Raw genomic sequence first — 21,604 nt, 5'->3', positions numbered from 1 at the left:
TTTCTCCCTCTTGAGTTTTTGAGTAACAGCTTGCCGGATATTTAAAGGCAGCTACTTTTAGATGCGCTCGTTTTTTAGTCTAAACTCCAGTAATTATCCTCTGGATCGTCCGCTCCTGTGCGTTCGCCTCTTGTCTTGATTTCTGCGGCGACTCTTTCCATTGTTTCTCTATCATTAAAGAGATGGACAATTCCTTCGCTTTCAAGTTCGCTTTCTGCTTTTTGGGTTCCGGGGAGATGTTTGTCAATGAGACTGCTTCGGGTTTCTAGAGTAACTTCACGGTCAATTCCACTCATACATGGCAAGCCTGTAGCCAATAACACCGAATCCATCTTATTATATTGATGCCAAAAAAAGGAACCGGGTTTTTTGCCCGGTTCAAAGGCTGTAACCAAGTATTCTCGCAAAAACCCGGTTTCTGACTACCCGTGCGTCCAGGACTATAGATAAACCTGCCCCGGCTATACGAATTGAATTGCGATCGCCCCAACCAACTTATCAATCTCGGTCTCAGTTGTAAAATAGTGAACACAAGCCCGCACACAATCAGGATTAAGAATTGTCCGCACCATAATCCCCTGTTTTTCCAACAAATCGACCAGCTTTTTGTGCGGCATCCCATTAGTTAATCGAAACGAAACCAAACCAGCTTCCGGCGCAGATTTCCGCAAACATTCCACCTCGGGAAGTTCCGACAAACGCTCCCAGAGATACTTACTCAAACGGCAAATTTCTGCATACCTTTCCTCGATCGTACCCCATTCATGTTGCAGGGCGATCGCACTCCGCAAACCCGCATACAAAGGATAAGCAGAAGTCGCAATTTCATAGCGCTGCGATCCAGACTTCCACCCAAGGACTTTAGCATTAGCATCCGTCACAATTCCCCGCCAACCGATAAACACCGGATGCAAATCTGCCAAAGCTTCAGCACTCACATAAAGCCCGCCCAAACCTTCCGGGCCGCACCACCATTTGTGACCAGTAAAAGCATAAAAATCAACCCCCGATTCAATCAAATTTAAAGGCAAAACCCCCACCGATTGAGCGGCATCAACTAACACTCTAACTTTGTGATTCTTGGCAGGCAATTCCTCTTGTCCCCCCCCTTTAATCAGGGACAAATCCTCTGATCCATCCCCTTGAACCAGCGAAAAGCCCTCTTGTCCCCCCCCTTGCCAAGGGGGGGTTAGGGGGGGTTTTACACCTGTTTCCCCCTCGGATTGAATCAGCGAAAAATCCTCTTGTCCCCCCCCTTGGCAAGGGGGGGCTAGGGGGCGTTCATGACACACTTTCACAATCTCAGCCAGAGGCAAAACTTGGCCAGTGTTCCACAAAATGTGACTGATTACCAACAAGCGAGTATTTGGCCGCAAACTATCAGCAATCACCGCCACCGGATCGCCTTCATTCAAAGTAGCCGCCAACGGACAAACCGAAACCTCAATGTTGAAACGGCGCTGAAGTTCCATTACACTAGCTACAATGCCGGGGTGCTCGCAGTCAGAAAGTAGCAAATGGTCGCCTGCTTTCCAGTCAATGCCCCACAGCGCAATATTGCAGCCGACGGTGACATCTTCAGTTAGGGCGATGGTTTCAGGAGGTACCGTCAACTCAGATGCGATCGCACGTCGCGTCAGCATCGCCTCCTGAACCACCCAAGCCCCCACCTCCCCCGAAAACGGCCCTCCAAGCTGTACCCGTTTGTAAGCCTCATAAATCGCCTCTAAAGCAGGCTCAGGCAGCGGCCCTTGTCCGCCGTAGTTAAAATAAGCTTTATTGGCCAAAGCTGGGAATTGTTGCCGGTGATTGTCCTTTGTCATTTTTTTTTGGGAATTATTGATAGCGTTAATATTGAATAACTAATGCTGTGAATTTTATACCTTTTGCCTGATACTCTATGCCTTGCGAATACTAAATGTTAATAACTGACAAACTGCTACTTTCCTATCAACGATGCCATCTCCGAGCATTTTTAGATACCTGCGGAGACTGGAAACAACAAGACCCCCCCAGCGACTTTCTGCTGAAACTGATGCGCGACAGCGCCGCATACCAGCAGCAAGCTTTGGAACACGAGACTTACCAACAACCATATTATCCTAGAGGGGATTGGGAAGCCGGCGCGGCCGCTACATTGAGTTTAATGCAGCAAGGGGTCGATCGCATTTACCGAGGAGTTCTGATCCAGGGCGAATTCGGCCAAACCAACGCCGCAACAACTTCTCTGGTAGGAATTGACAGTCAATATTTCCCCGAATTTGGCGAACTCCCCGAAACTCCCGTTGATCTTTCATCCTCCAATCTTCCCTCTTCAAACATTACCCTGATCGGCCGCCCCCATTTATTAATCAAACAGCCAGGAAAATCAAAATTTGGCGATTGGAGTTATATTACTGCGGATATTTGGCTTAGCAAGCGACCAAAACTAGAGTATCAAATTATCGCAGCTTTTCACGCCCAAGTTTTAGCTTCCCTGCAGGAAACAATCCCCGAGGCTGCGTGGCTAATGCTGCGAAAAAAAGGGCTGTGGTCGGTGAATCTAGACCAGCGAACTCCTGAGATGTTCGAGATTTTAGACAACTGCATTCAGATGATAGAAAATCGGGATAAACCAGAGGTGTTTATTTCCCGGCAAAAGTGCAATCTTTGCGGTTGGTATACTATCTGTCACGCCGAAGCCGAATCTATTAAACATCTTTCCTTATTGCCGGGAGTTACGGCCAGCCGCTATGCTAGACTAAAAACTCTCCAAATTACTGATGTAGAAGCTCTCGCTAATGCTAGTTCCGAACTGCTTTCTGAGTATCCAGAGTTCCCCGACAGAGTTGCTTTTGATGTGGTGCAGCAAGCTCAATCGCACTTGCTAAATCTACCGCTGTTGCGGGAAGAAGGAAGAAGGAAGAAGGAAGAAGGAAGTTCGGCAACGGATTCTGTAACGGATGTAACGGATGTCAGGAAGAAGGAAGAAGGAAGAGGGAAGAAGGAAGAAGGAAGGCACGACACGGATTTTGACACGGATACACCCATTAACGATCGAGAAGAACGTAGAAGTGAGAATTCAGAAGAACTTAACTCATCTGAAATAGTACCAGATATTGGAGACAATATCTTGAATAACATCGCTGTTGAGGAAGTAAAAAGTAGAGAAAATAAACCTGCCACATCTTCTATACCGGCGCCAATTCTCCGCAAGAAACCAATTCCGTATTCGCAATCTGTCTTTTTGCCGATCGCCCCAATCGAACTCTACTTTGATATTGAAGCCGAACCCGAGTTAAACTTAGATTACCTCCACGGAGTCTTAGTTGTTGACCGATCCAACAATACGGAAAAATTCCACGGTTTTTTAGCAGAATCAGCAGCAGAGGAAGGTGCAATTTGGGAGCAATTCTTAGAATTAATGTGGGCTTATCCCATTGCTCCGATTTTTCACTTTTGCGACTACGAAGTCAAGACTTTTAAGCGACTGGCTAAACTTTACAATACTCCAGCTTATTTGTGGAAACCCGTGCTGAAACGGTTTGTAGATATTCACAAACAAGTGACGCAAAAAGCGATTATGCCGGTGGAAAGTTACGCACTCAAACCCATTGCCCGCTGGCTGGGTTTTGACTGGCGAGATGCTAAGGCTAATGGTGCTCAGTGCGTCTGCTGGTACGACGATTGGCTTAAAACCGGCGATCGATCGCTCTTGGAGGCGATCGTCCGCTACAATGAGGACGACTGTCGTGCTACTTATGTAGTTAAAGAGTGGTTGACCAATTTTTTGCTAAATCATGAGCTGTGATTTTCAGATGTAATGAACCGCGAAGACGCGAAGGGCGCGAAGGAAGAAAGGGAAGAGGAAGATAGGTAATAATGTATTTATTGGTAAAATGCGAAAGCTAGGAAAACCAACTATATTTATTGTCTGTTTTTTGATGGCAGCAAGTGTTGCTATTTGGGTAAACCAGTCAGCCAAATCTTTCGCTGTTACCAAAATAGATTTTATCGGCAGAGCAATATTTCCTACAGGTTCTCCGTTTCAGGGGACGGAAATTGGCGGGCTTTCGGGCATTACTTATGATGCCGACAAACAAGTTTATTATGCCATTTCTGATGACCGCAGCAGCAAGGCTCCGGCGCGCTTCTATACTCTAAAAATCAACTTGCAATCTGGTAAATTGGAAAAAGAGCAAATTACTTTTACTGGTGTCACTACTTTATTAGATGAAAACGGCAAAGGTTTTCCTGAATTAAGTTTAGATCCTGAAGGGATAGCTTTTACTGGCAATAGCGTGTTTGTTTCTTCTGAGGGAGATGTCGATCGCAAAATAAATCCTTTTATCAAAGAGTTCTCCCTCGATGGTAAACTCCTGAAAACGCTGCCAATTCCTGACCTATTTTTGGCCGACGACAAAGGCAGTAAAGGCATCCGCAACAATCTCGCTTTTGAAAGTTTAACTTTAACGCCCGATCGCAAATACCTATTTACAGCCACAGAAAACGCCTTGGTTCAAGATGGCGCAGTACCTTCCCTGGAAACCGGGAGCCCGTGCCGGATTTTGCGCTACGATGCGGTGAGCGGCAATCCAGAAGCATCGTTTCTCTACATCACCGAACCGCTACCGGCTGGTGCGAATCCTGTGGGAAAATTAACTAGCAACGGTTTAGTGGATTTGTTGGCGATCGACGATAACCGCTTGCTGAGTTTAGAGCGTGCTTTCTCCCTGGAAACCGGCACAACTATCAGAATTTTTGAGATTTCTCTGGAAAAGGGCGATCGTATTGAAGCACTCGAAAGCCTCAAAAGCCGTCTCAGCGAGGTTTCTCCCGCTCAAAAACGCCTGCTGCTGGATTTGGAAACCCTGAAAATTCCCCTAGACAACATTGAGGGGTTGACATTTGGCCCCGCCCTGGGGGATGCTAGCAGAGGTCTGATTTTGGTGAGCGACAACAACTTCAGTCCCCTGCAAGAGACTCAAATTTTGGGCTTCCAAATAAAAGTTCAAAAAACCTCTTGACAAAAGGTGAAGTTATAGGCATAATAGAAATTGTGCCTGAAAAAACGGCAAAACGAGGGACAGTAGTTCAATTGGTTAGAGCACCGCCCTGTCACGGCGGAAGTTGCGGGTTCGAGCCCCGTCTGTCCCGTTCAAAATAGAAAATGTTCAGATTGCTGAAAAAAGCTATCCCAATTTCTTATTGATTATAAATCAATGGGTAGTTGAACATTTCACTACTCAATAAATGGGTAGAGATACGGAAGTCTCTCGATATCATCTCAAATCAGGTGACATCTGGAGACTTTCCGTATGTCATCCGCTTACAGAAACAGCCTTGGACGCATCAAAATCCAAGCAACGGGGTTTTAGCCGTTGAGGCGGGCTGTAACGAATTATTCTCGCAAAAAAACCCGGTTTCTGGCCACCCGGGATTCCACTACTAAGAAAAAGTTGCGGAAACTTGATGTTATATTTTAGTTGTTGGTATATGAATTACCTAAATTTTAGCTACATAACGGGTTGATTACGAGAATGCTTACCAAAACCCATTTATAGCAATCATTTGCGTAAACGATATTAGAGGAGGAGGGAAAATGCGTGACTCAGCCTTCGACGGGTTAGACGAAAAGAGCTTTTTTGAGCGAGTACAAGCGAAATTTGTGGAAAAAGCACCTGATTTATCGCAATCTCTCAACATTGCGATAATCGGCAAGGTAAGTTCCGGAAAAAGTTCCCTCATTAATGCTTTGTTGAAACTGAGCAGAAGAAAAGCTTTAGAAATTGCCAAGGTAGGAGCAGTTTCGGGCGTTACTAAAGATTTAACAATTCTAAAACTTGATGAAAAGGTTTATTTAATTGACTCACCAGGTCTTGACGATGTGCGTGCAGAGAATAGTGAAGTCACCAAGAATTTTTTGAGGCATATTGATGTTGGCATATTTGTAGTAACTGGTTCCTCAGATGCTTCACAAAAGAAAAGCCTAGATGACTTGAGGCAGCATTGTGATGAATTTTTTGTCGTTCTTAACAAAATTGATGAGTGGGATGATCTCGCTCCAACGGTTGTAGACGATGTAGTCAATCAGTGGAAAAACCATTTAAAGGTAGACAAGATTTATCCAACTTGTACGAAGGGTTACGATCCTAAAAGCCGTAATCCCAAGATGGATATTAGAGGAGTTTTTCCGCTACGCACTGACATTGAGGAATTTCTAGAAAAAAAGGGAAAAGACCTGCTGCTAGCAAGACACATGGCTGAAAAGCAGTCTTATGGAGTCAAAATAATTGCGGTAGCTTTGATAGCAGTGGCAGGTCAAGCATTTATTCCGGGCAGCGCAGCATTTATTACCGCCACACAGGCAGTTGCCATAGGGTCTTTGTATTACTTATACACTGGCAAAGTTTTGTCTTCTAAAGCTGCGCTCGCTATCCTGCCAACATTTTTAGCTGAAACAGCGGGTTCCAGCCTCTTTTTGTTTGTTAAATCATTTCTTCCACCTACAGGTGTTTTTGATGTGGCGGCGGCTGGGGTCGCAGTTGTTATCACTCTTGCACTATTGGCAACCGTTAATTCTATCCTTTCTAGTGATGCTAAGCTTGAGCAGGAAGAGCTTCTACGTTCAAAATTTAGAAGCTACCATGAACAAGCTAAAGATGTGTTGAGGGATTTAGCATTGACTGACATACGCGATCTGCCTGAATGGAAAGTGCTTGTTAGCAAATTTTTGGGTGGTCTCTAGTTTCCGCCTAGTCCAGCGAGAAGTTGTGGCACCCACTCCACCCCCATCAACGACTCCTAATATTCCTTGCCCTTTCCTAGAACTCTCCTAACAAGTTCCGCAAACTCTTTGCCTATAATTAAATTTAAACATCGACTCCCAGCAGCGCTCAAAGGTGCGAGGAAATAAAGGGTCGGGCGATCTGATATGTCAAAACCAGGACGATGGGGACGAGAATCGGAATAGCAACTAGCAGTCCCCATTTGCCAAACCTAAGTTTTTGACCGTCCGATTTGAACAGGAAAATCACAGCGGCAATTCCCATAAGTATCCAGAGACCCCCGAACCCCATGAAGACTGTATAGCCTGCATCTTGCATTTTTTTTGACCTTTAATAGTAGTCCATCTTTAATGTTAGTTGCAGTCTGTTTCTGCTGACATCTTCTGATAGACCGATCGAACTTATTAAATATGACTCATTTCGAGTTGGGTCGGCAGCGGCCTTGACTTTCGCACTCGATCCGCTGAGTTCGATCGCTCATAATAGTTGCTAAATCCGGCCTTCCTGTCAGCTTCAGCCGCCAGTCTGCCCAAATTCCGTACAGCCAATTGGCGATCGCCCCGATCACTGGTAACTTAGTCACAGCATAAACCCAGCCCATACCTAAAATCTCGTAGGTGCGGCGAAAAACCTCGACATTTTTAACCGTCGTACCGTCGGGTAACACCGCGTGAATCCGCCCCATCGCCGTTTCGTAGTCGATTCCGCCGTGAACCTCCGGGTTGTAGCCATCATCCGCAATATCCACAAACGACACTAAACCTCGCCCCGCGTCCTGTTTTTTCAAGAAATTAACCTCCCGCACGCACAGAGGACATTCACCGTCGTACAGTAACTCAATCTGCCAAGCAGGCGCAAAAGACTCGGGTGAGGGCGCAACAGATTCGGAAAACTCAGTTTTAGCAGCAGACATAGGGAAATATATTTTAATGTCGTCGATCGCACACAAACATTTTACAAGCATCAATAGTTATCAGGTACGCCTTGGGTACTCCTAAAGCAGTTATTTGTGGTGTGAAAAATAGTCCCAAAGGTGAATCCTGTCTTGCCCGCCCGCAATGCTAATATCATCAAGATGCCTTCTAGTGCCTTGCCGGAGACTTTCGCCCGATGGCTCGTTAGCTCCGCGATCCGAAGGAAAGCCCTCGAAGAGGATCGCGTATTATCAAGTAATTCGAGGCAAAGCACCTGCCAAGCACAAATTTTAAGTCGGCAACAAAATATAATAAAATTTGAAGTCTTAAACATCAGCTATTCCCCCAACCCGTAAATCGCCCAATCTAAAAGCAAAAATCTACATGAATGTCAGAGTCCGTCTAGCCCCCAGTCCCACCGGAAACCTACACATCGGTACCGCCAGAACCGCCGTATTTAACTGGCTGTTTGCCCGCAACCAAGGCGGAAAATTCATCCTGCGGGTAGAAGACACAGACGTAGAACGTTCTAAAAGCGAATACACCGATAACATCCTCGAAGGACTCACCTGGCTGGGTATGAACTGGGACGAAGGCCCGAGTTTTCAGTCCCAACGTCTGGAAATATACCGCCGAGCAGTCCAAACCCTTCTAGACAATGGACTCGCCTACCGCTGCTACACCACGTCGGAAGAACTCGACGAAATGCGGGAAGCACAAAAAGCCAACAAACAAGCCCCCCGCTACGACAACCGGCACCGCAACTTGACAAGCAAAGAGCGCGCAGCTTTTGAAGGCGAAGGGCGACAAGCTGTGATTCGGTTTATCATCGACGACGATCGCACGATCGCGTGGAACGACATGGTACGCGACACCGTAACCTGGAAAGGTAGCGACCTCGGCGGCGACATGGTAATTGCCAGGGCATCCAGCGGCGGCGTCATCGGCCAACCCCTCTACAACCTCGCAGTAGTTGTCGATGACATCGACATGGGCATCACCCACGTCATCCGCGGCGAAGATCACATCGGCAATACTCCGAAACAAATATTGCTCTACGAAGCTTTGGGCGCGACAATCCCAGAATTTGCCCACACGCCGCTGATTTTAAACTCCCAAGGGCAAAAGCTTTCTAAACGCGACGGCGTAACCTCGATTTCTGACTTCAAAGATATGGGCTACCTGCCCGAAGCTTTAGTTAATTACATGACTTTGCTGGGCTGGACGCCGCCGGATTCAACGCAGGAAATATTTACACTGTCGGAAGCAGCAGAATTATTTACATTCTATCGAGTCAACAAAGCCGGTGCAAAATTTGATTGGGATAAACTCAATTGGCTTAACAGTCAATACCTGCACAAAATGCCAGTGCCGCAATTGACAGATTTGCTGATACCTTATTGGTGGCAGAAAGGCGGTTATGAGTTTGACTTGCAGGCAGACCGGCCCTGGCTCGAACAAATAGCTGCTTTAATCGGCCCGAGTCTCGTTCGCTTAACCGATGCTGTGGATATGTGTAAGGTATTCTTCTCCACCACGGTGGAATACGAAGAAGAAGCACTCGCACAGTTGCAGCAAAAAGGGGCTGCACAGGCTTTACAAGCAGTTGTAGAAGCTATGGAAAGTCATTCCTCCCTGACATCAGCGGAAGCTCAGAAAATCACTAAAAAGCTCAGTAAAGAGAAAAATCTTAACAAAGGGCTAATTATGCGATCGCTCAGAGCCGCTCTGACAGGTGCAATGCACGGCCCCGACCTGATAGAATCTTGGGTAATCCTTCACCAGCGAGGAACGGCTAAAACCCGTTTGCTTGATGCCATTAGCAACTTGAATGGGCCGGCTGTTGGTGTCGCGGACGAAACTCCTACCCCAGAACAACCACACGCAGAAACAGTCGCCGAAAGTTCTGCTACAGAACAGTCAGCAGTGGAGGTTTCAAAAGTCGAAACACCGACTCTTGAAACAGTAGAAACCCCGGTTGTTGAACCATCAGCAGCAGAGGTTTCAGAAGTGGAAAAAGTTGCGATCGAAACAGTCGAAACGCCGACTGTCGAACAAGCAGTGGAAGTTACAGCAGTCGAAATACCGACTTCAGAAACAGGCGAAGTGTCGGCTCTTGAACCAACCGACGGGGAGGTTGCAGCAGTCGAAATACCGGCTCTTGAAACAGTCGCAGCAGCAGTTGAAATACCTGCCGCCAACCAGCAAAAAACTATTGCGAGTGGAGAAATGACTTCATCAAACGAACCAGAAACAACCGTTATCATCACCGAAATTCCTGCCGGAAATGAAGCAGAAAGTTCGATGGGTACAACACAAGTCATAATTACCGACGAACCGCCAAGTCAGACCCAGCAGATCAAAGAACAAATTATCTCAATTTTGTCCGAGTTTCCCGCTTACATCGGCAGCTTTTACGAGCAGTACAAAAGTCCCCTGACTGTTATCGGTGTAATTGTAGCCTCGATTATCTCTTTGAAAGTGCTTTTGGGGATAATAGATGAACTCAACGACATCCCCCTGCTAGCACCCACATTCGAGCTAATTGGTATCGGATACACCGGGTGGTTTGTCTACCGCTATTTGCTGCGATCGTCCAACCGGCAACAATTAGGTGAAGAAATTAAAGCCTTGAAAGAACAAATTTTCGGCAAAAAGTCCTAAACTTTTGTTGGTAATTTGTTGAATTTGTGCCCGGCACTGACAATTTTAAATAAGTTGTTAGTGCCGGGTTTTTAAATGACTAATGACTAATGACTAATGACTAATGACTAATGACTAATAACTAAACCCCAGTCGCCGTAAAAGCCGCCCAATAATAAGGATTGGCAAAAGGATAGGGTTTGCGGTTGCGAATTTGCTGCAAAGATGCCTCAGCAATCAGGCGAGAACTTTGAGAAAGCCGATCGAACATTTGCGAAATTTGAGGTTGAAAATCCGCCAGCAACACCTCCAATTCCTCGCCACTCAAATCCCGCAGCCACCTTTGAGCGTCCGCCAGCGCGATCGCCACATCTCCCACCTGCAACCGAGAAAACCGTCCCAGATTTTCATAAAACTTGCTCGTCAGCAGCAGCGTAGAAACATCGTTCACCTTCCAAAGACTGCTAACCACACTAGAGGTGCCAGCATACAACAAACCCGCCGACAAACCCACAAAATCTCCTCCAGCACCGCTAACTCCGCCAGCGGCAATTTCGCAACCCGATAAAGTAACTAAAAAATATTGCCGAAAATCCAGATTAAAAATTTCCTCCAAACTCAGAGAATCATTCCTCAAAAACACTGCCGATTTCAGCGGCCAAGCCAAATTAAGCAAACTCAAACAAGCAAAATGAGCGCATTTTTTCTGCTGCAACTGCCCTATTTGCTGGGGCAAATTCCCATTATTAGCAGAGATTTCTTGCGAAAAAGCCTCTTTAATTGCCGGCTTATGGCGCACCACTTCTGCACTGGCAAAATACTGGGAAATATTGCCGATTTCAATGTTGCTGTAGAACGAATCTCTGGTGAAAGTTGGAATTGCCAAAAGGTGCTGCAAACCGGGTCTGTACCGACCAATAGCTGCTCCGCGTGCACTTTGTCTCAACAGCAATAGCTGACAGCTAGGAGCATAGCGAATTCCTCCGGCAAATCGATCGATCAAATAAGCAGCAGGCGCTGCAACGTCGCCAAAAGACGAACTTTGAGAAAAATCCGAAAGGCTGTAGGTTTCCACATCAAAACCGCTGCGATCGCTCCACCCAGACCTAAAAATTCCCCCACCGTCCTCAAACCCGTCTCTCCCCGCCACAGGCAAAGCGTGGAGTGGCAAAGCGTGCAAAAATCGGTGCGGCACAAAAATCAGCCGATCGCAATTCTCCGGAATCAGCGCCACCACTCGATCAATTTCCAGTATCGCAGCCAAGCGTTTGAGGCGAGCCGGGAGATGATTGATCCAGCGACCTTTTTGTTCAGAATAAGCGCTGAGGTACTCCTGGGCCCAAGTTTCGGCAGCCAAAGCATTTTGCGGGGAACACAGGTGAACGGCGGGATATTGTGCGCTCTTTACCACCACAAAAGCAACCAGCAACTCCCCCAAACTCGCCCACACCACAGCAGCGCAATTGTCATCAGGCAACAATTGGCGAATTTGCTCGAAAGCGATCGGTTCAACTTTGTGAGCTAGGCTGAAGAAAGGATCGTTTGCCTGCACCTCCCGCGCAATCAACCTATCAAACTGCTTCCACAATCGATTTAAGTGCATGAAGTCCGAGTTCGGCAGCAGAGAACCGCTGTTCCAACCTTGGCTATCGCCCTCAGAAATCAAGGTCGTGTTCGGCTCAGGTTCTCCCTGTTCTTGGTGCCGCTGTTCCCCCGCTATTTCCAGTCGCAGCGACTCCAACTCGCTTCGCACCGCTGCAGGAATTTCGGCTTTCGGAGTCAACTGGCATTTAACCAGCAGTTCTACCAAATTCCGATTTTTGTGGCGTTCGGCATATTCCAGAGCCTTAGCGTAATATTCAGGTTGGCTGGCGCCGAGTTCCAAGCAAACTTGCACCAGGCATTTATAGAGTCCAGTCCAAGTGCGGGTTAATTTGACTTTTTCGGTACTCGTCCGATCGCCAAAATCGACTGTATCAACCCCAACTTCGCAACGCAAGAATTCAACAGTATCGACTGCAGCAGTAAAAACCCCGTACGCGCGAAGCAAGTCGCCTCGAACTCGGTAAGCTTGACCCAAATAAAATAAAATTTCAGCCCAGCGGTGGGGATAGCTTTCGCGAGTGTAGACTTGACAGGCGCTGTGATAGCAGCCGATCGCACTTTCCATGTGGGACAAGTTTTCCGCCTCGGTCAGTTGCGAATAAGCCCTGCCGAGATAAATTTGCAGCATTGCCCAGCGGTTGGGATAGGCCTGCCTGGTGTAGACTTCGCCCGCATTTTGATAGCAGGCGATCGCGCTTTTGAGGTTGCGGTTTTTTTCCCCTTTCACGTGTTCGCAGAAAGCGCGGCCGAGGTAAGCACACAGCATTGCCCAGCGTTCGGGAGTTTTTTGGCGGTTGCAAAACAGCAAAGCATTTTGATAGCAGACGATCGCCATTTCCATATTTTCGGCTTTTTCCCCTTTCACCCGCCGACTGTAGATCCTACCGAGGTAAGTTTGGATCGAAGCCCAAGCTTCGGGAAATTTAATGCGGGTGTAGACTTGTAAAGCATTTTGATAGCAGGCGATCGCCATTTCCAAATTTTCCACCGGATCGCCTTTGATGCGATCGACAAACACCCGGCCCAAATTCCTTTGAGTAGTCGCCCACTGCTGCGGAAAAGCTTCCCGAGTCCGCACCTGCAAAGCTCTCTGATAGCACGTAACCGCGTATTCGAGATTTTCAGCTCGGTTGCCCCGCAGCAACTCGCAGTAAGCATTTGCCAAATTATTTTGAGTTGTAGCCCAACGCCGGGGAAACACCTTGCGGTTGTAGACTTGCAAAGCATTCTGGTAGCAAGCGACTGCCTGTTCCAGATTTTCAGCTCGGTTGCCCCGCAGCCGCCGGCTGTAAGCACGGCCGAGATTGTTTTGAGTGCTCGCCCACTCTTCCCCGAAAGTTTCGCGGGTGCGAACTCGCAGCGCGTTTTGATAGCAGGCGATCGCCTGTTCTAGATTGTCTGCCGAATCTCCCCTGAGACGCTCGCTGTAAGCGTTGCCCAGATTGTTTTGCAGCGTCGCCCACTGTTCCGGGTACTGTTCGGGCGTGCGTACTTGTAGGGCATTTTCAAAGCAAGCGATCGCCTGTTCGATATTTTGAGCCTTATCACCTTTGGGACGATCGCTATAAGCGTTGCCCAGATTGTTTTGCATCACCGCCCATTCTTGGGGAAAGTCTTTGCGGGTAAACACCTTGGCAACTGTTTCGTAACCGGCAATTTCAATTTCCAAGTTATGAGCCTTGCTGCCGAGGGGAAACCGCCCAATTTTGTTGCTCAGATTGCCGATTAACGCTGCAATGCGCCTAGTCTCGGATTCTTTGGCAGCAGGGATCACCAAAGTGGCCCAGTGGCGCAGCAGTTGTGCGAAATTTTGGTCGAGTTTGTCTAAATTGTTTCTCAGCAGCGAGTACAGGTGCTGCGAATCAGCGCCGCGCGCGACTGCCTGCAATACTTCTGCTAAAAAAGCCAGATAGGCTGCCCCGGTTGCGGGCAATTTATAATTCCCTTTTGCAGATTCTAAGGGTGCGATCGCCTTTTGGAAAAATTTTGCAGCTTTCAGCAAGCTTTCTCGCGTCAGTGCCACTTCTTCCACATAAAGCGTTTGCACGAACCCAAAGTCGATCGACTTTGGGTTCGTCCTCAAAATCAAATCTATTCCTGAGTCGCCAGGATTTTCCAGCAGCGCTTGGAGCATATTAACATCAGTTTTGCGACGCTGTTCGTCCATCGTGCATTCCGCCAAACTATTAACCATAGGAGCGCTGCTTCCGTGCAACCAAGTGAACTACCCACCGCTAAATCGCAGTACCGAATATAGTAGGGGCTTCTGTACTCATAGGCGAGTGCCTTAGCTTAGACTTTCGTCCTAGCTTGGGTATTACCTCGCATCCTAAAGCAGAAACAACTGAACCTTCCGCCTTTAGTATTTTGATACCTTCTGCTTTCATATTTATCGCTGCTTTCTTGTCGCGCTCCCGATCGCGATCGGTAGCACAGTGAGGACAAGTCCCTTCCCTCATATTTAATGGCATCTCGGCCATTTGATGGAAACAATTAGAACCAAGTTTGGAACGGGAAACCCCTCTATCAATCTCGACTAAGTTCCCGCTTTTGCGTTCCAACTTGTAGGCTAAGAAGTTGGTCAAACTTTCCAAAACCTCATCCGATCTTGCTTTCGCCACATTTTGATTGCGAATCCTGTTCCACAAATGAAAGTTTTCTACTATGACAGCGAGGCGATCGCTGACCAACTTATAACTAAGTTTATGTAGAAAATATTGCCGCGAATTTCTAAACTGTTCGTATAGCTGGGCAACAACTTTTCTATATTTGTACCGAAAATTATTTCTTGTCTGCTGGCGCCTTAACTTTTGCTGCTGGCGCTTCAAGTTCTTCTCGTGCTGGGCAAAATGTTTAGCCTTGTCATATTTAGATTTTTTTTCGCCCTCGTTGACAATAGCAAAGTGTTTCACTCCTAAATCAATGCCATAAATCCTACCTTCTTTTGTTGTCGGGTTCTCACACTCTATTTCATTCACTCTAATAGATACCAGAGCTTTTTCTGAATAATTTTTTTTACTAATAATTACACTCTTATTTTTACCCTCAATTAATCTAGGTATTTTGGGTTGACCTATTCCACTATTGCGACTAACTTTGACACTATCCTCAACCATCTTGACGTTTTGACGATACTGAATAGACTGTTTTTTATGGGGCATTTTGAACTTAGGAAACCCAACAAGTTTATGGAAAATAATTTGGTAGGCAGTGGTTAACTTGAGCGTAGTAGCTTGCAAAACTTGGCTGTAACACTCACCTAGCCATGCACTTCTATATGATTTTTTGAGAGCGGGTAAAAGTGTGTTGAGTTCGGAGCAGCCAAGTTTCTTACCAGTTTTTTTATAAAATTCAATTGATTTATTTAGACCATAATTCGAGCACCAAGGCGCACAACCCAAAGCGGGAGCTAATTGTATTTGTTGCTTTTGGGTAGGATACAAACGAACTTGGATAGCCCTGTCTAGCACTCAACATCACCTCCTTGGTTCTTCTATTCTCTCACAATATACAGTTGACGAGCACAGCATTAGGGAAAAATTTGGTGATGACGATTGCATCTTGTATGTCTTGAAAGCTGTCCCAAAAACTGCTCAAAGATGCGATTGTCGTCACCCGCCCTTCCCACTATAGCGGTACTTCGTTTAGTGGGAAGGGCGCGAAATAGTTCAACCAGGATTCACAAGTCCCAACAGACACGCAGATAGCGAAAGTAGCACCTACAATCGCTTAAAGGCGCCGTGTGTCTGTCGGAGCGGGTTTCACAGACAGTTCTAAACTTGACAAACCCGCCCCGACAGATTTGCAGCGGGACGGGTTTACTTTTACCCCGATCGGACTTAGGCTAAGAAACCCGGTTTCTGGGAAACTATGGGGTTTAGTAACGAGAAATCTCGAAATAAACCCGGTTTCTGAGGAAGAGTGTGTCCTGGACTAAGTGAGTTTAGGATATTGGGCGAGCTTCAGCGCTACAGCTAACAAAAATCAACTCAGTAGATTTTACTGTACCGCTTGAGAGCGCAAGGCTGACTCCACTGCCAGCAGAGCTCGATCGACTTCAGCGGCGGTGACAATCAGCGGCGGGACAAATCTCAGCACTTTCGGCCCTGCAGGAACCAAGAGCACTCCTGCGGCGATCGCAGATTTGACAATATCGCCCGATGTCAGTTCGATGTCAGCTTGCAATTCCATCCCGACAATCAAACCCCAGCCGCGCACTTCGGCAATTAAATGCGGATATTCGGCCGCCAACTTGTTGAGGCCTGCTTTCAACTGTTCCCCGCGCTGCTGCACGTTTTCTAGAAGGTTTTCCCGTTCCAAAGTTTGGCAAACGCACAAAGCTACAGCGCAAGCAAAAGGATTGCCACCGAAAGTGCTGGCGTGACTTCCCGGTTCAAATACATCGCAGAAAGATTTGCACAGCATAGCGCCGATCGGGATACCGCCGCCCAATCCTTTGGCAGACGTAAAGATATCCGGTTCAATGCCGAGGTTTTCGTAGCCCCAGTATTTGCCGCTGCGTCCCATCCCGACTTGCACTTCGTCGAGAATCAGCAAAATGCCTTTTTCGTCGCAAATTTCCCGAATTCGCTGGAAGTAGGCAATATCTCCGGGGCGAACTCCGCCTTCGCCTTGCAGCGCTTCCAGCATAATTGCTGCTACTTGGCGTTCGTCTTTGTCGAGTTGCTCGATCGCACTTTCGATCGCACTAATATCGTTGTAGGGCACGTAGTGAAATCCGGGAACCAAGGGGCTAAAACCCTTTTGGTATTTAGGCTGTCCCGTTGCCGTAATTGTCGCCAAAGTCCGCCCGTGGAAACTCGCAACGGCGGTAATGATTGTCGGATTCGAGATATTTAATTTTTCGTGGGCGTACTTGCGGGCGAGTTTAATTGCCGCTTCATTAGCTTCCGCGCCGGAGTTGCAAAAGAAGGCTCTGTCCGCGCAAGAATGGTCTACAAGCCACTTCGCCAGCTCCCCCTGTACGGGGATGTAATAAAGATTAGAAACGTGGTGCAGGGTCTGAATTTGCTGAGTTACCGCTGCAATCATTGCCGGGTGGGCGTGTCCCAGAGTGCAGGTAGCAATACCAGCCACAAAATCGAGATATTCGCGGCCCTCGGTATCCCAAACGCGGCAGCCGAGGCCCCGTTCTAGGGCGATCGCAAAACGCCCGTAAGTTGTCATTACATAGCTGTCGAAGCTCTCAGAACTGAAGGGACTGGCTTCGGCTTGCACGTTTGGTTCTTTTAGTAAGGTTTCTGGACTCACGAATCGCTCCTTAACACATAATATGCAGACCTCGATTGTACGGTAAAAATCCAGGTTAGCGGTGCAGCCTGTTAGTTTTGTCATAAAATCATAACAGTAAACTCAATTAATCCCTCACAAATCTACTGATGAGTTATTACATTTCTCCTAACTTTCTCGATAAAGTTGCGGTGCACGTCACTAAAAACTTTTTAAATTTACCCGGAGTAAGAGTTCCCCTAATTTTGGGAATTCACGGCCGCAAAGGAGAAGGCAAAACTTTTCAAACCGAACTGGTTTTTCGGCGGATGGGCTTTGAACCGGTGATGATATCTGGTGGGGAATTAGAAAGCCCGGATGCCGGAGATCCGGCGCGTTTAATTCGCTTGCGCTACCGGGAAGCGGCGGAGCAAATTCGCGTGCGCGGCGAGATGTGCGCCATCTTTATTAACGATTTGGATGCGGGTGCTGGCAGGTTCGATACTACTACTCAATATACTGTCAATACTCAGATGGTCAATGCCACTCTGATGAATATTGCTGATAATCCAACTAACGTGCAGTTACCGGGAAGTTACGACAGTACGCCTCTGCACCGAGTGCCGATTATTGTCACCGGAAATGATTTTTCTACGCTGTACGCGCCGCTGATTCGCGACGGGCGGATGGAGAAGTTTTATTGGGAACCCAGCCGGGATGATAAAATTGGCATTGTTGGGGGAATTTTTGAGTCGGACAAATTGTCAAAAACCGATATTGTCGCGTTAGTGGATAATTTTCCCGATCAGGCGATCGACTTTTTTAGCGCTTTGCGATCGCGCATTTACGACGAACAAATCCGCGAATTCATTCACAAAATAGGAATTGAGCGAGTTTCCAAGCGTTTGGTAAACACTTTGGAAGCAGCGCCAGATTTCCAGAACCCGAATTTCAGCCTCGCTCATTTAATAGAAATGGGCAGTTTGATGGTGGGTCAACAAAAGCGGATTAAGGAAATGCGCTTAGTAGATGAATACAACCAATCGCGCCTGTTCAACCTTCAAGGAACCCCCAATGCTGCGGCGGCTGGGCCAACGCAAAGTCAATTAAACGACCCGTCATCCAAATATTATAAGGCTTACGTTGAGCCAACTTCTGAAGGTGGTAACGGTCATGCGGCGCGGCTGAGTTCCGAGGTATTGGAACAAGTGAAGCAGTTATTAGCAAGAGGCTGCAAAATTGGCATGGAATATGCAGATAATCGCCGATTTAAAACTGGTTCTTGGCAAAGTTGCGCGACGATTAACAGTGCACAGGAAAAAGATGTGGTTGCATCTTTAGAAACTTGTTTGGCGGAACACGGCGGCGAATATGTGCGGCTGATTGGTATCGATCCAAAAGTCAAGCGGCGGGTAGTTGAAACAATTATTCAGCGGCCGCAGGGTTAAAGCTAAAGTAGTTAAAGTTATCAAGGACACAACAGTGTTCATAGGTGTCAACTTAAGCTGTCAGCCGGCCCACCCGGTAGTCCGCCAGTCCGCCAGGGAATGAATTCCCTGTCTAATAGCTAAAGTCCTCTGAAGAGGACTAATGAGTTTAAAAATTTTTATTCTCATATCATGTCCGGTCGAGCGACTGCGATTGTTGTAGGGGCGGGTTCACCAACAATACCTGCCAATAATTGACCATCTCAAAAACCCGCCCCGGCCGGGATATTATGGTTAATCGATCGGACATGATATAATGAGTTTAAAAATTTTTATTCTCAGTCCTCTTGAGAGGACTTTAGCTTTGAGGCAGGGGTTTCAACCCCTGTCGGACTATCGGACTATCGGTTTAACGTTAAGTTGACACCAATGAACACTGTTGTGTCCCTACAGGCAATATCTTCTTACTCTCGCCGTAGGCTACATGACAGACAGAGATTATGCAAACCAGCGGCGAATTAATTCAACTTGGAAACGGTAGCCCTCACTAACTTCCTCAATCAATTCGCGTTGCAGAAGTAAATTGAGAGCATCAGATTTATCGGGAAAGTGTTGCAAAATAGTTAATCTGCTGACTATTGCCCCTTCTCCTTGTGCTGCCAAAAACTGCAAAATAGCTAATGCTGCTGCATCTGCTTGATTGCTTTGAATATCGGCAAAAAAGAAACTGCCAACACTTAAAGCCTCTGGTATTGCTGCTTCTACATCGGCTAAAGTTGCGAGTCGGCGGATAGATGGATCTTGCTCGTTTTTTAGAGCGATAATTTCAGTACAGAGGAGTTGTATTAGGAAAGGGTGACAGCGGGTGAGTTGCAAGACTCGCTCAACCCCATTGGGTTCGTAACGCAGGGTAAAATCTTTGACTGGTTGCTCAATTAGTTGACGCGCTTCGGCTTGTTTCAGGTAGCTGATATGAACGACTTGGACATTGATTAAATAGCTAGCCCAACGCTGAAATTCTTCTATTGTATGGGAACCAGCTAGCAGGACTTTGAAGCGGGGACGATGTTGAATCAGGTGACGCAACATTCCCAGAACATCTTGCTCGTCGAAACGTCCTTTTCTGATGGCATCATCTAGCGCCTCGAATTCATCTAAGGCAAGCAGGGCAATATTTTGTTGTAGCACTTGTTCTACTTCGTCCAGCCATTCATCAAAGCGGGTGAAAGGATCATCTTGCAGTGTTTCGCGGTCAAGAGATGGAAGAGTTAACGCACTTTGGCGCTGGGCTGACTTTGCCATATCCCGGGCGATATTGTAGAGAAAACCAGCATAATCAGTCGTTGATGAAACTGGGCCTTGGAAGTCTACAAACATGGGAATGATAGTGCTGGGTAGCAAGCGTCCCAGGTTGTTGAGGAGGGAAGTTTTGCCCATGCGTCGCTGACCGTAAAGTAGCAAGGGAGGGCGGCGGCGGTCTAGGAGTAATTGCTCGATGCGCGTGCCGATATCAGTACGCCCGGTGAAGATTTCCTGCTGTTCTGTAAGGGGTACGCCGGTGATATAAGGGTTGTCGATTTCTTGGCGTAGTTCGACAGCTTCTGCTAGTTCTCGTATCTGGTTGGTGACAATTTCAGACCAATAGGTAGCAATAGGGCGAAAACGAACAGAATATTTATCGCTGCTGCGGGTTAATTCTCGTATTAAATTGTTTAATTTTTCTGCTACCGCACAGAGGGCTAAACGCTGGTTGTAAGGACTTTTCTGGTTGAGGGCTGCATCTACGTCTTGGCTGATATAACTGAAGCTACTGAGTAGGGCGCTGACTGGACTGTTTAATTCGCTAATTGGTATACTGCGGTGAGCGTTACTGATGGCTCTTACATCTGTACAGTTTTCTAACTCCCTTGCATCTAGTTCAATTTGTACCGCTTGTGCTGCCCAACGCTGGAGGCTTGTACTTACATAGGTGAGTGCAGCTTTGCCCTCTTCTGGATTACGCTCTATTACTAAGAGAACGTGCTTGTCTAAGCCTTGTAGGGGAAGGGGCTGCCACTCATCCCAAAAAGCGGAATGCCAACGTAAGAAACTAAGTTTAGTAGCTGTGCGTCCTTTGTCGAGTAGGTAGAGCAGAATATTCCATCCCGTGAGGAAAGGATACAGTAACACTGGCAGCCATAAGTTGATACTTATTCCGAGGCTCGACGCCACGGGCGACACCACGCCCGACGGCAGGCCCGACGCCACGCGCAACGCCATGACCAACGCTAGGCCCAACGCCACGCCCAACGCCACGCTCAACGCCACGGGCGACACCACGCCCGACGTGGGGCGCGACGCCACGGGCGACACCACGCCCGACGTGGGGCGCGACGCCACGCCCAACGCCACGCTCAACGCCACTCTAAACGCCACGCCCAACGCCACGCCCGACGCCACACCCAACGCCGCGCCCCACACCACGCCCGACGCCACTCTAAACGCCACGCCCGACGCCACGCCCGACGTCACGCCCCACACCACGCCCGACGTCACGCCGAACGCCACGCCCGACGCCACGCCCGACGCCACGCCCCACGCCACGCCCAACGCCACGCCCAACGCCACGCCCCACGCCACGCCCAACGCCATGCCCGACGCCATGCCCGACGCCACGCCACGCCCCATGCCTGACGCAATCTTTTCTACTGGCGCACCTAGTAGCCAAAGCACTAAGGCAACAACAATTGAATTAGCTAGGACAGGCAAAACCAGGAATGCTTGTATTAGTAGCTTCCACAAAGCTGGATTTTGCCATCTTAAACCTCTGTTCCTGTTAGATTGGGTGTCTAAAGCAGGGTCAATACGCTTGAGATGATTTTGCCAAGCCGAGGGATGAAAGAAAATCCAGAACAGCAGTTGCAGGCTACCCAGAATTAGGTTGGGATGCTGTTCTGGTGAATCGGTGTAGGCGTTGCGCGGTACATTTGGCGAGATCATCCGATTTTAGATTTTAGATTTTAGATTTTAGATTGAACCC

The 21,604-nt window shown here is 47.7% G+C and carries 13 protein-coding genes, 1 tRNA gene and 1 pseudogene; 7 read left to right on the top strand and 8 right to left on the bottom strand.

All coding sequences use genetic code 11. From position 1 onward, the window contains the following. Positions 1–74 precede the first annotated feature (74 nt). On the bottom strand, positions 75–296 hold the full coding sequence (locus QUA62_RS22110; RefSeq protein WP_333406712.1) for a DUF6972 family protein: 222 nt from the start codon (positions 294–296) through the stop codon (positions 75–77). Positions 297–461: 165 nt separating this feature from the next. Beyond that, positions 462–1,823: an aminotransferase class V-fold PLP-dependent enzyme gene (locus QUA62_RS22105; protein WP_333406710.1), complete on the bottom strand. Its 1,362-nt coding sequence runs from the start codon at positions 1,821–1,823 to the stop codon at positions 462–464. A 95-nt stretch (positions 1,824–1,918) separates the two neighbouring features. Between QUA62_RS22105 and QUA62_RS22100 the strand changes: the two genes are divergently transcribed. The 4 genes from QUA62_RS22100 to QUA62_RS22085 all read left to right on the top strand — a co-directional run bounded on the left by QUA62_RS22100 (position 1,919) and on the right by QUA62_RS22085 (position 6,727). Next, entirely contained in the window at positions 1,919–3,790 is a 1,872-nt protein-coding gene (locus QUA62_RS22100; protein WP_333406708.1) for a TM0106 family RecB-like putative nuclease, read from the top strand. A gap of 88 nt (positions 3,791–3,878) precedes the next feature. Continuing rightward, a complete protein-coding gene (locus QUA62_RS22095; RefSeq protein ID WP_333406706.1) occupies positions 3,879–5,006 on the top strand; it encodes an esterase-like activity of phytase family protein in 1,128 nt (375 codons plus the stop codon). A gap of 56 nt (positions 5,007–5,062) precedes the next feature. Next, positions 5,063–5,136 (top strand) — tRNA-Asp (locus QUA62_RS22090). 445 nt (positions 5,137–5,581) lie between these two features. Continuing rightward, positions 5,582–6,727 carry a GTPase gene (locus tag QUA62_RS22085; RefSeq protein WP_333406704.1) on the top strand — a complete coding sequence of 382 codons (1,146 nt, stop codon included), beginning with the start codon at positions 5,582–5,584 and terminating at the stop codon, positions 6,725–6,727. Between the two features lie 148 nt (positions 6,728–6,875). On the opposite strand, the gene QUA62_RS22080 is transcribed toward QUA62_RS22085, so the two are convergent. Beyond that, positions 6,876–7,085 (bottom strand): hypothetical protein, encoded by a 210-nt coding sequence (locus QUA62_RS22080; RefSeq protein ID WP_006632034.1) that lies wholly within the window; start codon positions 7,083–7,085, stop codon positions 6,876–6,878. Positions 7,086–7,182: 97 nt separating this feature from the next. Beyond that, positions 7,183–7,731, bottom strand: coding sequence for a DUF393 domain-containing protein (locus tag QUA62_RS22075; RefSeq protein ID WP_333406702.1), 549 nt, complete (start codon positions 7,729–7,731; stop codon positions 7,183–7,185). Positions 7,732–8,065: 334 nt separating this feature from the next. Between QUA62_RS22075 and gltX the strand changes: the two are divergent. Both gltX and QUA62_RS22065 read left to right on the top strand, forming a co-directional pair. Continuing rightward, positions 8,066–9,508 (top strand): annotated as a pseudogene (gene gltX / locus QUA62_RS22070) (glutamate--tRNA ligase); the annotation flags it as partial. 402 nt (positions 9,509–9,910) lie between these two features. Then, positions 9,911–10,345 carry a CAAD domain-containing protein gene (locus QUA62_RS22065; protein WP_333406716.1) on the top strand — a complete coding sequence of 145 codons (435 nt, stop codon included), beginning with the start codon at positions 9,911–9,913 and terminating at the stop codon, positions 10,343–10,345. Between the two features lie 121 nt (positions 10,346–10,466). On the opposite strand, the gene QUA62_RS22060 is transcribed toward QUA62_RS22065, so the two are convergent. The 3 genes from QUA62_RS22060 to QUA62_RS22050 form a co-directional block, all read right to left on the bottom strand. Next, positions 10,467–14,123 carry a CHAT domain-containing tetratricopeptide repeat protein gene (locus QUA62_RS22060; protein ID WP_333406701.1) on the bottom strand — a complete coding sequence of 1,219 codons (3,657 nt, stop codon included), beginning with the start codon at positions 14,121–14,123 and terminating at the stop codon, positions 10,467–10,469. 40 nt (positions 14,124–14,163) lie between these two features. Beyond that, the gene (locus QUA62_RS22055) at positions 14,164–15,399 is read right to left on the bottom strand and encodes a transposase (RefSeq protein ID WP_333406699.1); all 1,236 of its coding nucleotides are present in this window, start codon (positions 15,397–15,399) and stop codon (positions 14,164–14,166) included. A gap of 529 nt (positions 15,400–15,928) precedes the next feature. Beyond that, complete coding sequence (locus QUA62_RS22050; RefSeq protein WP_333406697.1) at positions 15,929–17,200, bottom strand: aspartate aminotransferase family protein; 1,272 nt, start codon at positions 17,198–17,200, stop codon at positions 15,929–15,931. Positions 17,201–17,328: 128 nt separating this feature from the next. Here QUA62_RS22050 and QUA62_RS22045 point away from each other — a divergent pair, with 128 nt between their 5' ends. Beyond that, a complete protein-coding gene (locus tag QUA62_RS22045) occupies positions 17,329–18,606 on the top strand; it encodes a ribulose bisphosphate carboxylase small subunit (RefSeq protein WP_333406695.1) in 1,278 nt (425 codons plus the stop codon). 477 nt (positions 18,607–19,083) lie between these two features. Here the strand turns inward: QUA62_RS22045 and QUA62_RS22040 are convergent, their stop codons facing one another. Next, positions 19,084–21,564, bottom strand: coding sequence for an AAA family ATPase (locus tag QUA62_RS22040; protein WP_333406693.1), 2,481 nt, complete (start codon positions 21,562–21,564; stop codon positions 19,084–19,086). Positions 21,565–21,604: the final 40 nt, after the last annotated feature.

This window comes from Microcoleus sp. MON1_C1 (genome assembly GCF_036701945.1).
Classification (GTDB): domain Bacteria; phylum Cyanobacteriota; class Cyanobacteriia; order Cyanobacteriales; family Microcoleaceae; genus Microcoleus.
This window is presented reverse-complemented; position numbering and strand designations above follow the sequence as displayed.

Coding starts and splice junctions, on each gene's coding strand:
- QUA62_RS22075 (WP_333406702.1), bottom strand. CDS start 7,731: ATGCTTGTAAAATGTTTGTGTGCGATCGACGACATTAAAATATATTTC.
- QUA62_RS22100 (WP_333406708.1), top strand. CDS start 1,919: ATGTTAATAACTGACAAACTGCTACTTTCCTATCAACGATGCCATCTC.
- QUA62_RS22105 (WP_333406710.1), bottom strand. CDS start 1,823: ATGACAAAGGACAATCACCGGCAACAATTCCCAGCTTTGGCCAATAAA.
- QUA62_RS22095 (WP_333406706.1), top strand. CDS start 3,879: ATGCGAAAGCTAGGAAAACCAACTATATTTATTGTCTGTTTTTTGATG.
- QUA62_RS22110 (WP_333406712.1), bottom strand. CDS start 296: ATGAGTGGAATTGACCGTGAAGTTACTCTAGAAACCCGAAGCAGTCTC.
- QUA62_RS22080 (WP_006632034.1), bottom strand. CDS start 7,085: ATGCAAGATGCAGGCTATACAGTCTTCATGGGGTTCGGGGGTCTCTGG.
- QUA62_RS22040 (WP_333406693.1), bottom strand. CDS start 21,564: ATGATCTCGCCAAATGTACCGCGCAACGCCTACACCGATTCACCAGAA.
- QUA62_RS22085 (WP_333406704.1), top strand. CDS start 5,582: ATGCGTGACTCAGCCTTCGACGGGTTAGACGAAAAGAGCTTTTTTGAG.
- QUA62_RS22065 (WP_333406716.1), top strand. CDS start 9,911: ATGACTTCATCAAACGAACCAGAAACAACCGTTATCATCACCGAAATT.
- QUA62_RS22045 (WP_333406695.1), top strand. CDS start 17,329: ATGAGTTATTACATTTCTCCTAACTTTCTCGATAAAGTTGCGGTGCAC.
- QUA62_RS22060 (WP_333406701.1), bottom strand. CDS start 14,123: ATGGTTAATAGTTTGGCGGAATGCACGATGGACGAACAGCGTCGCAAA.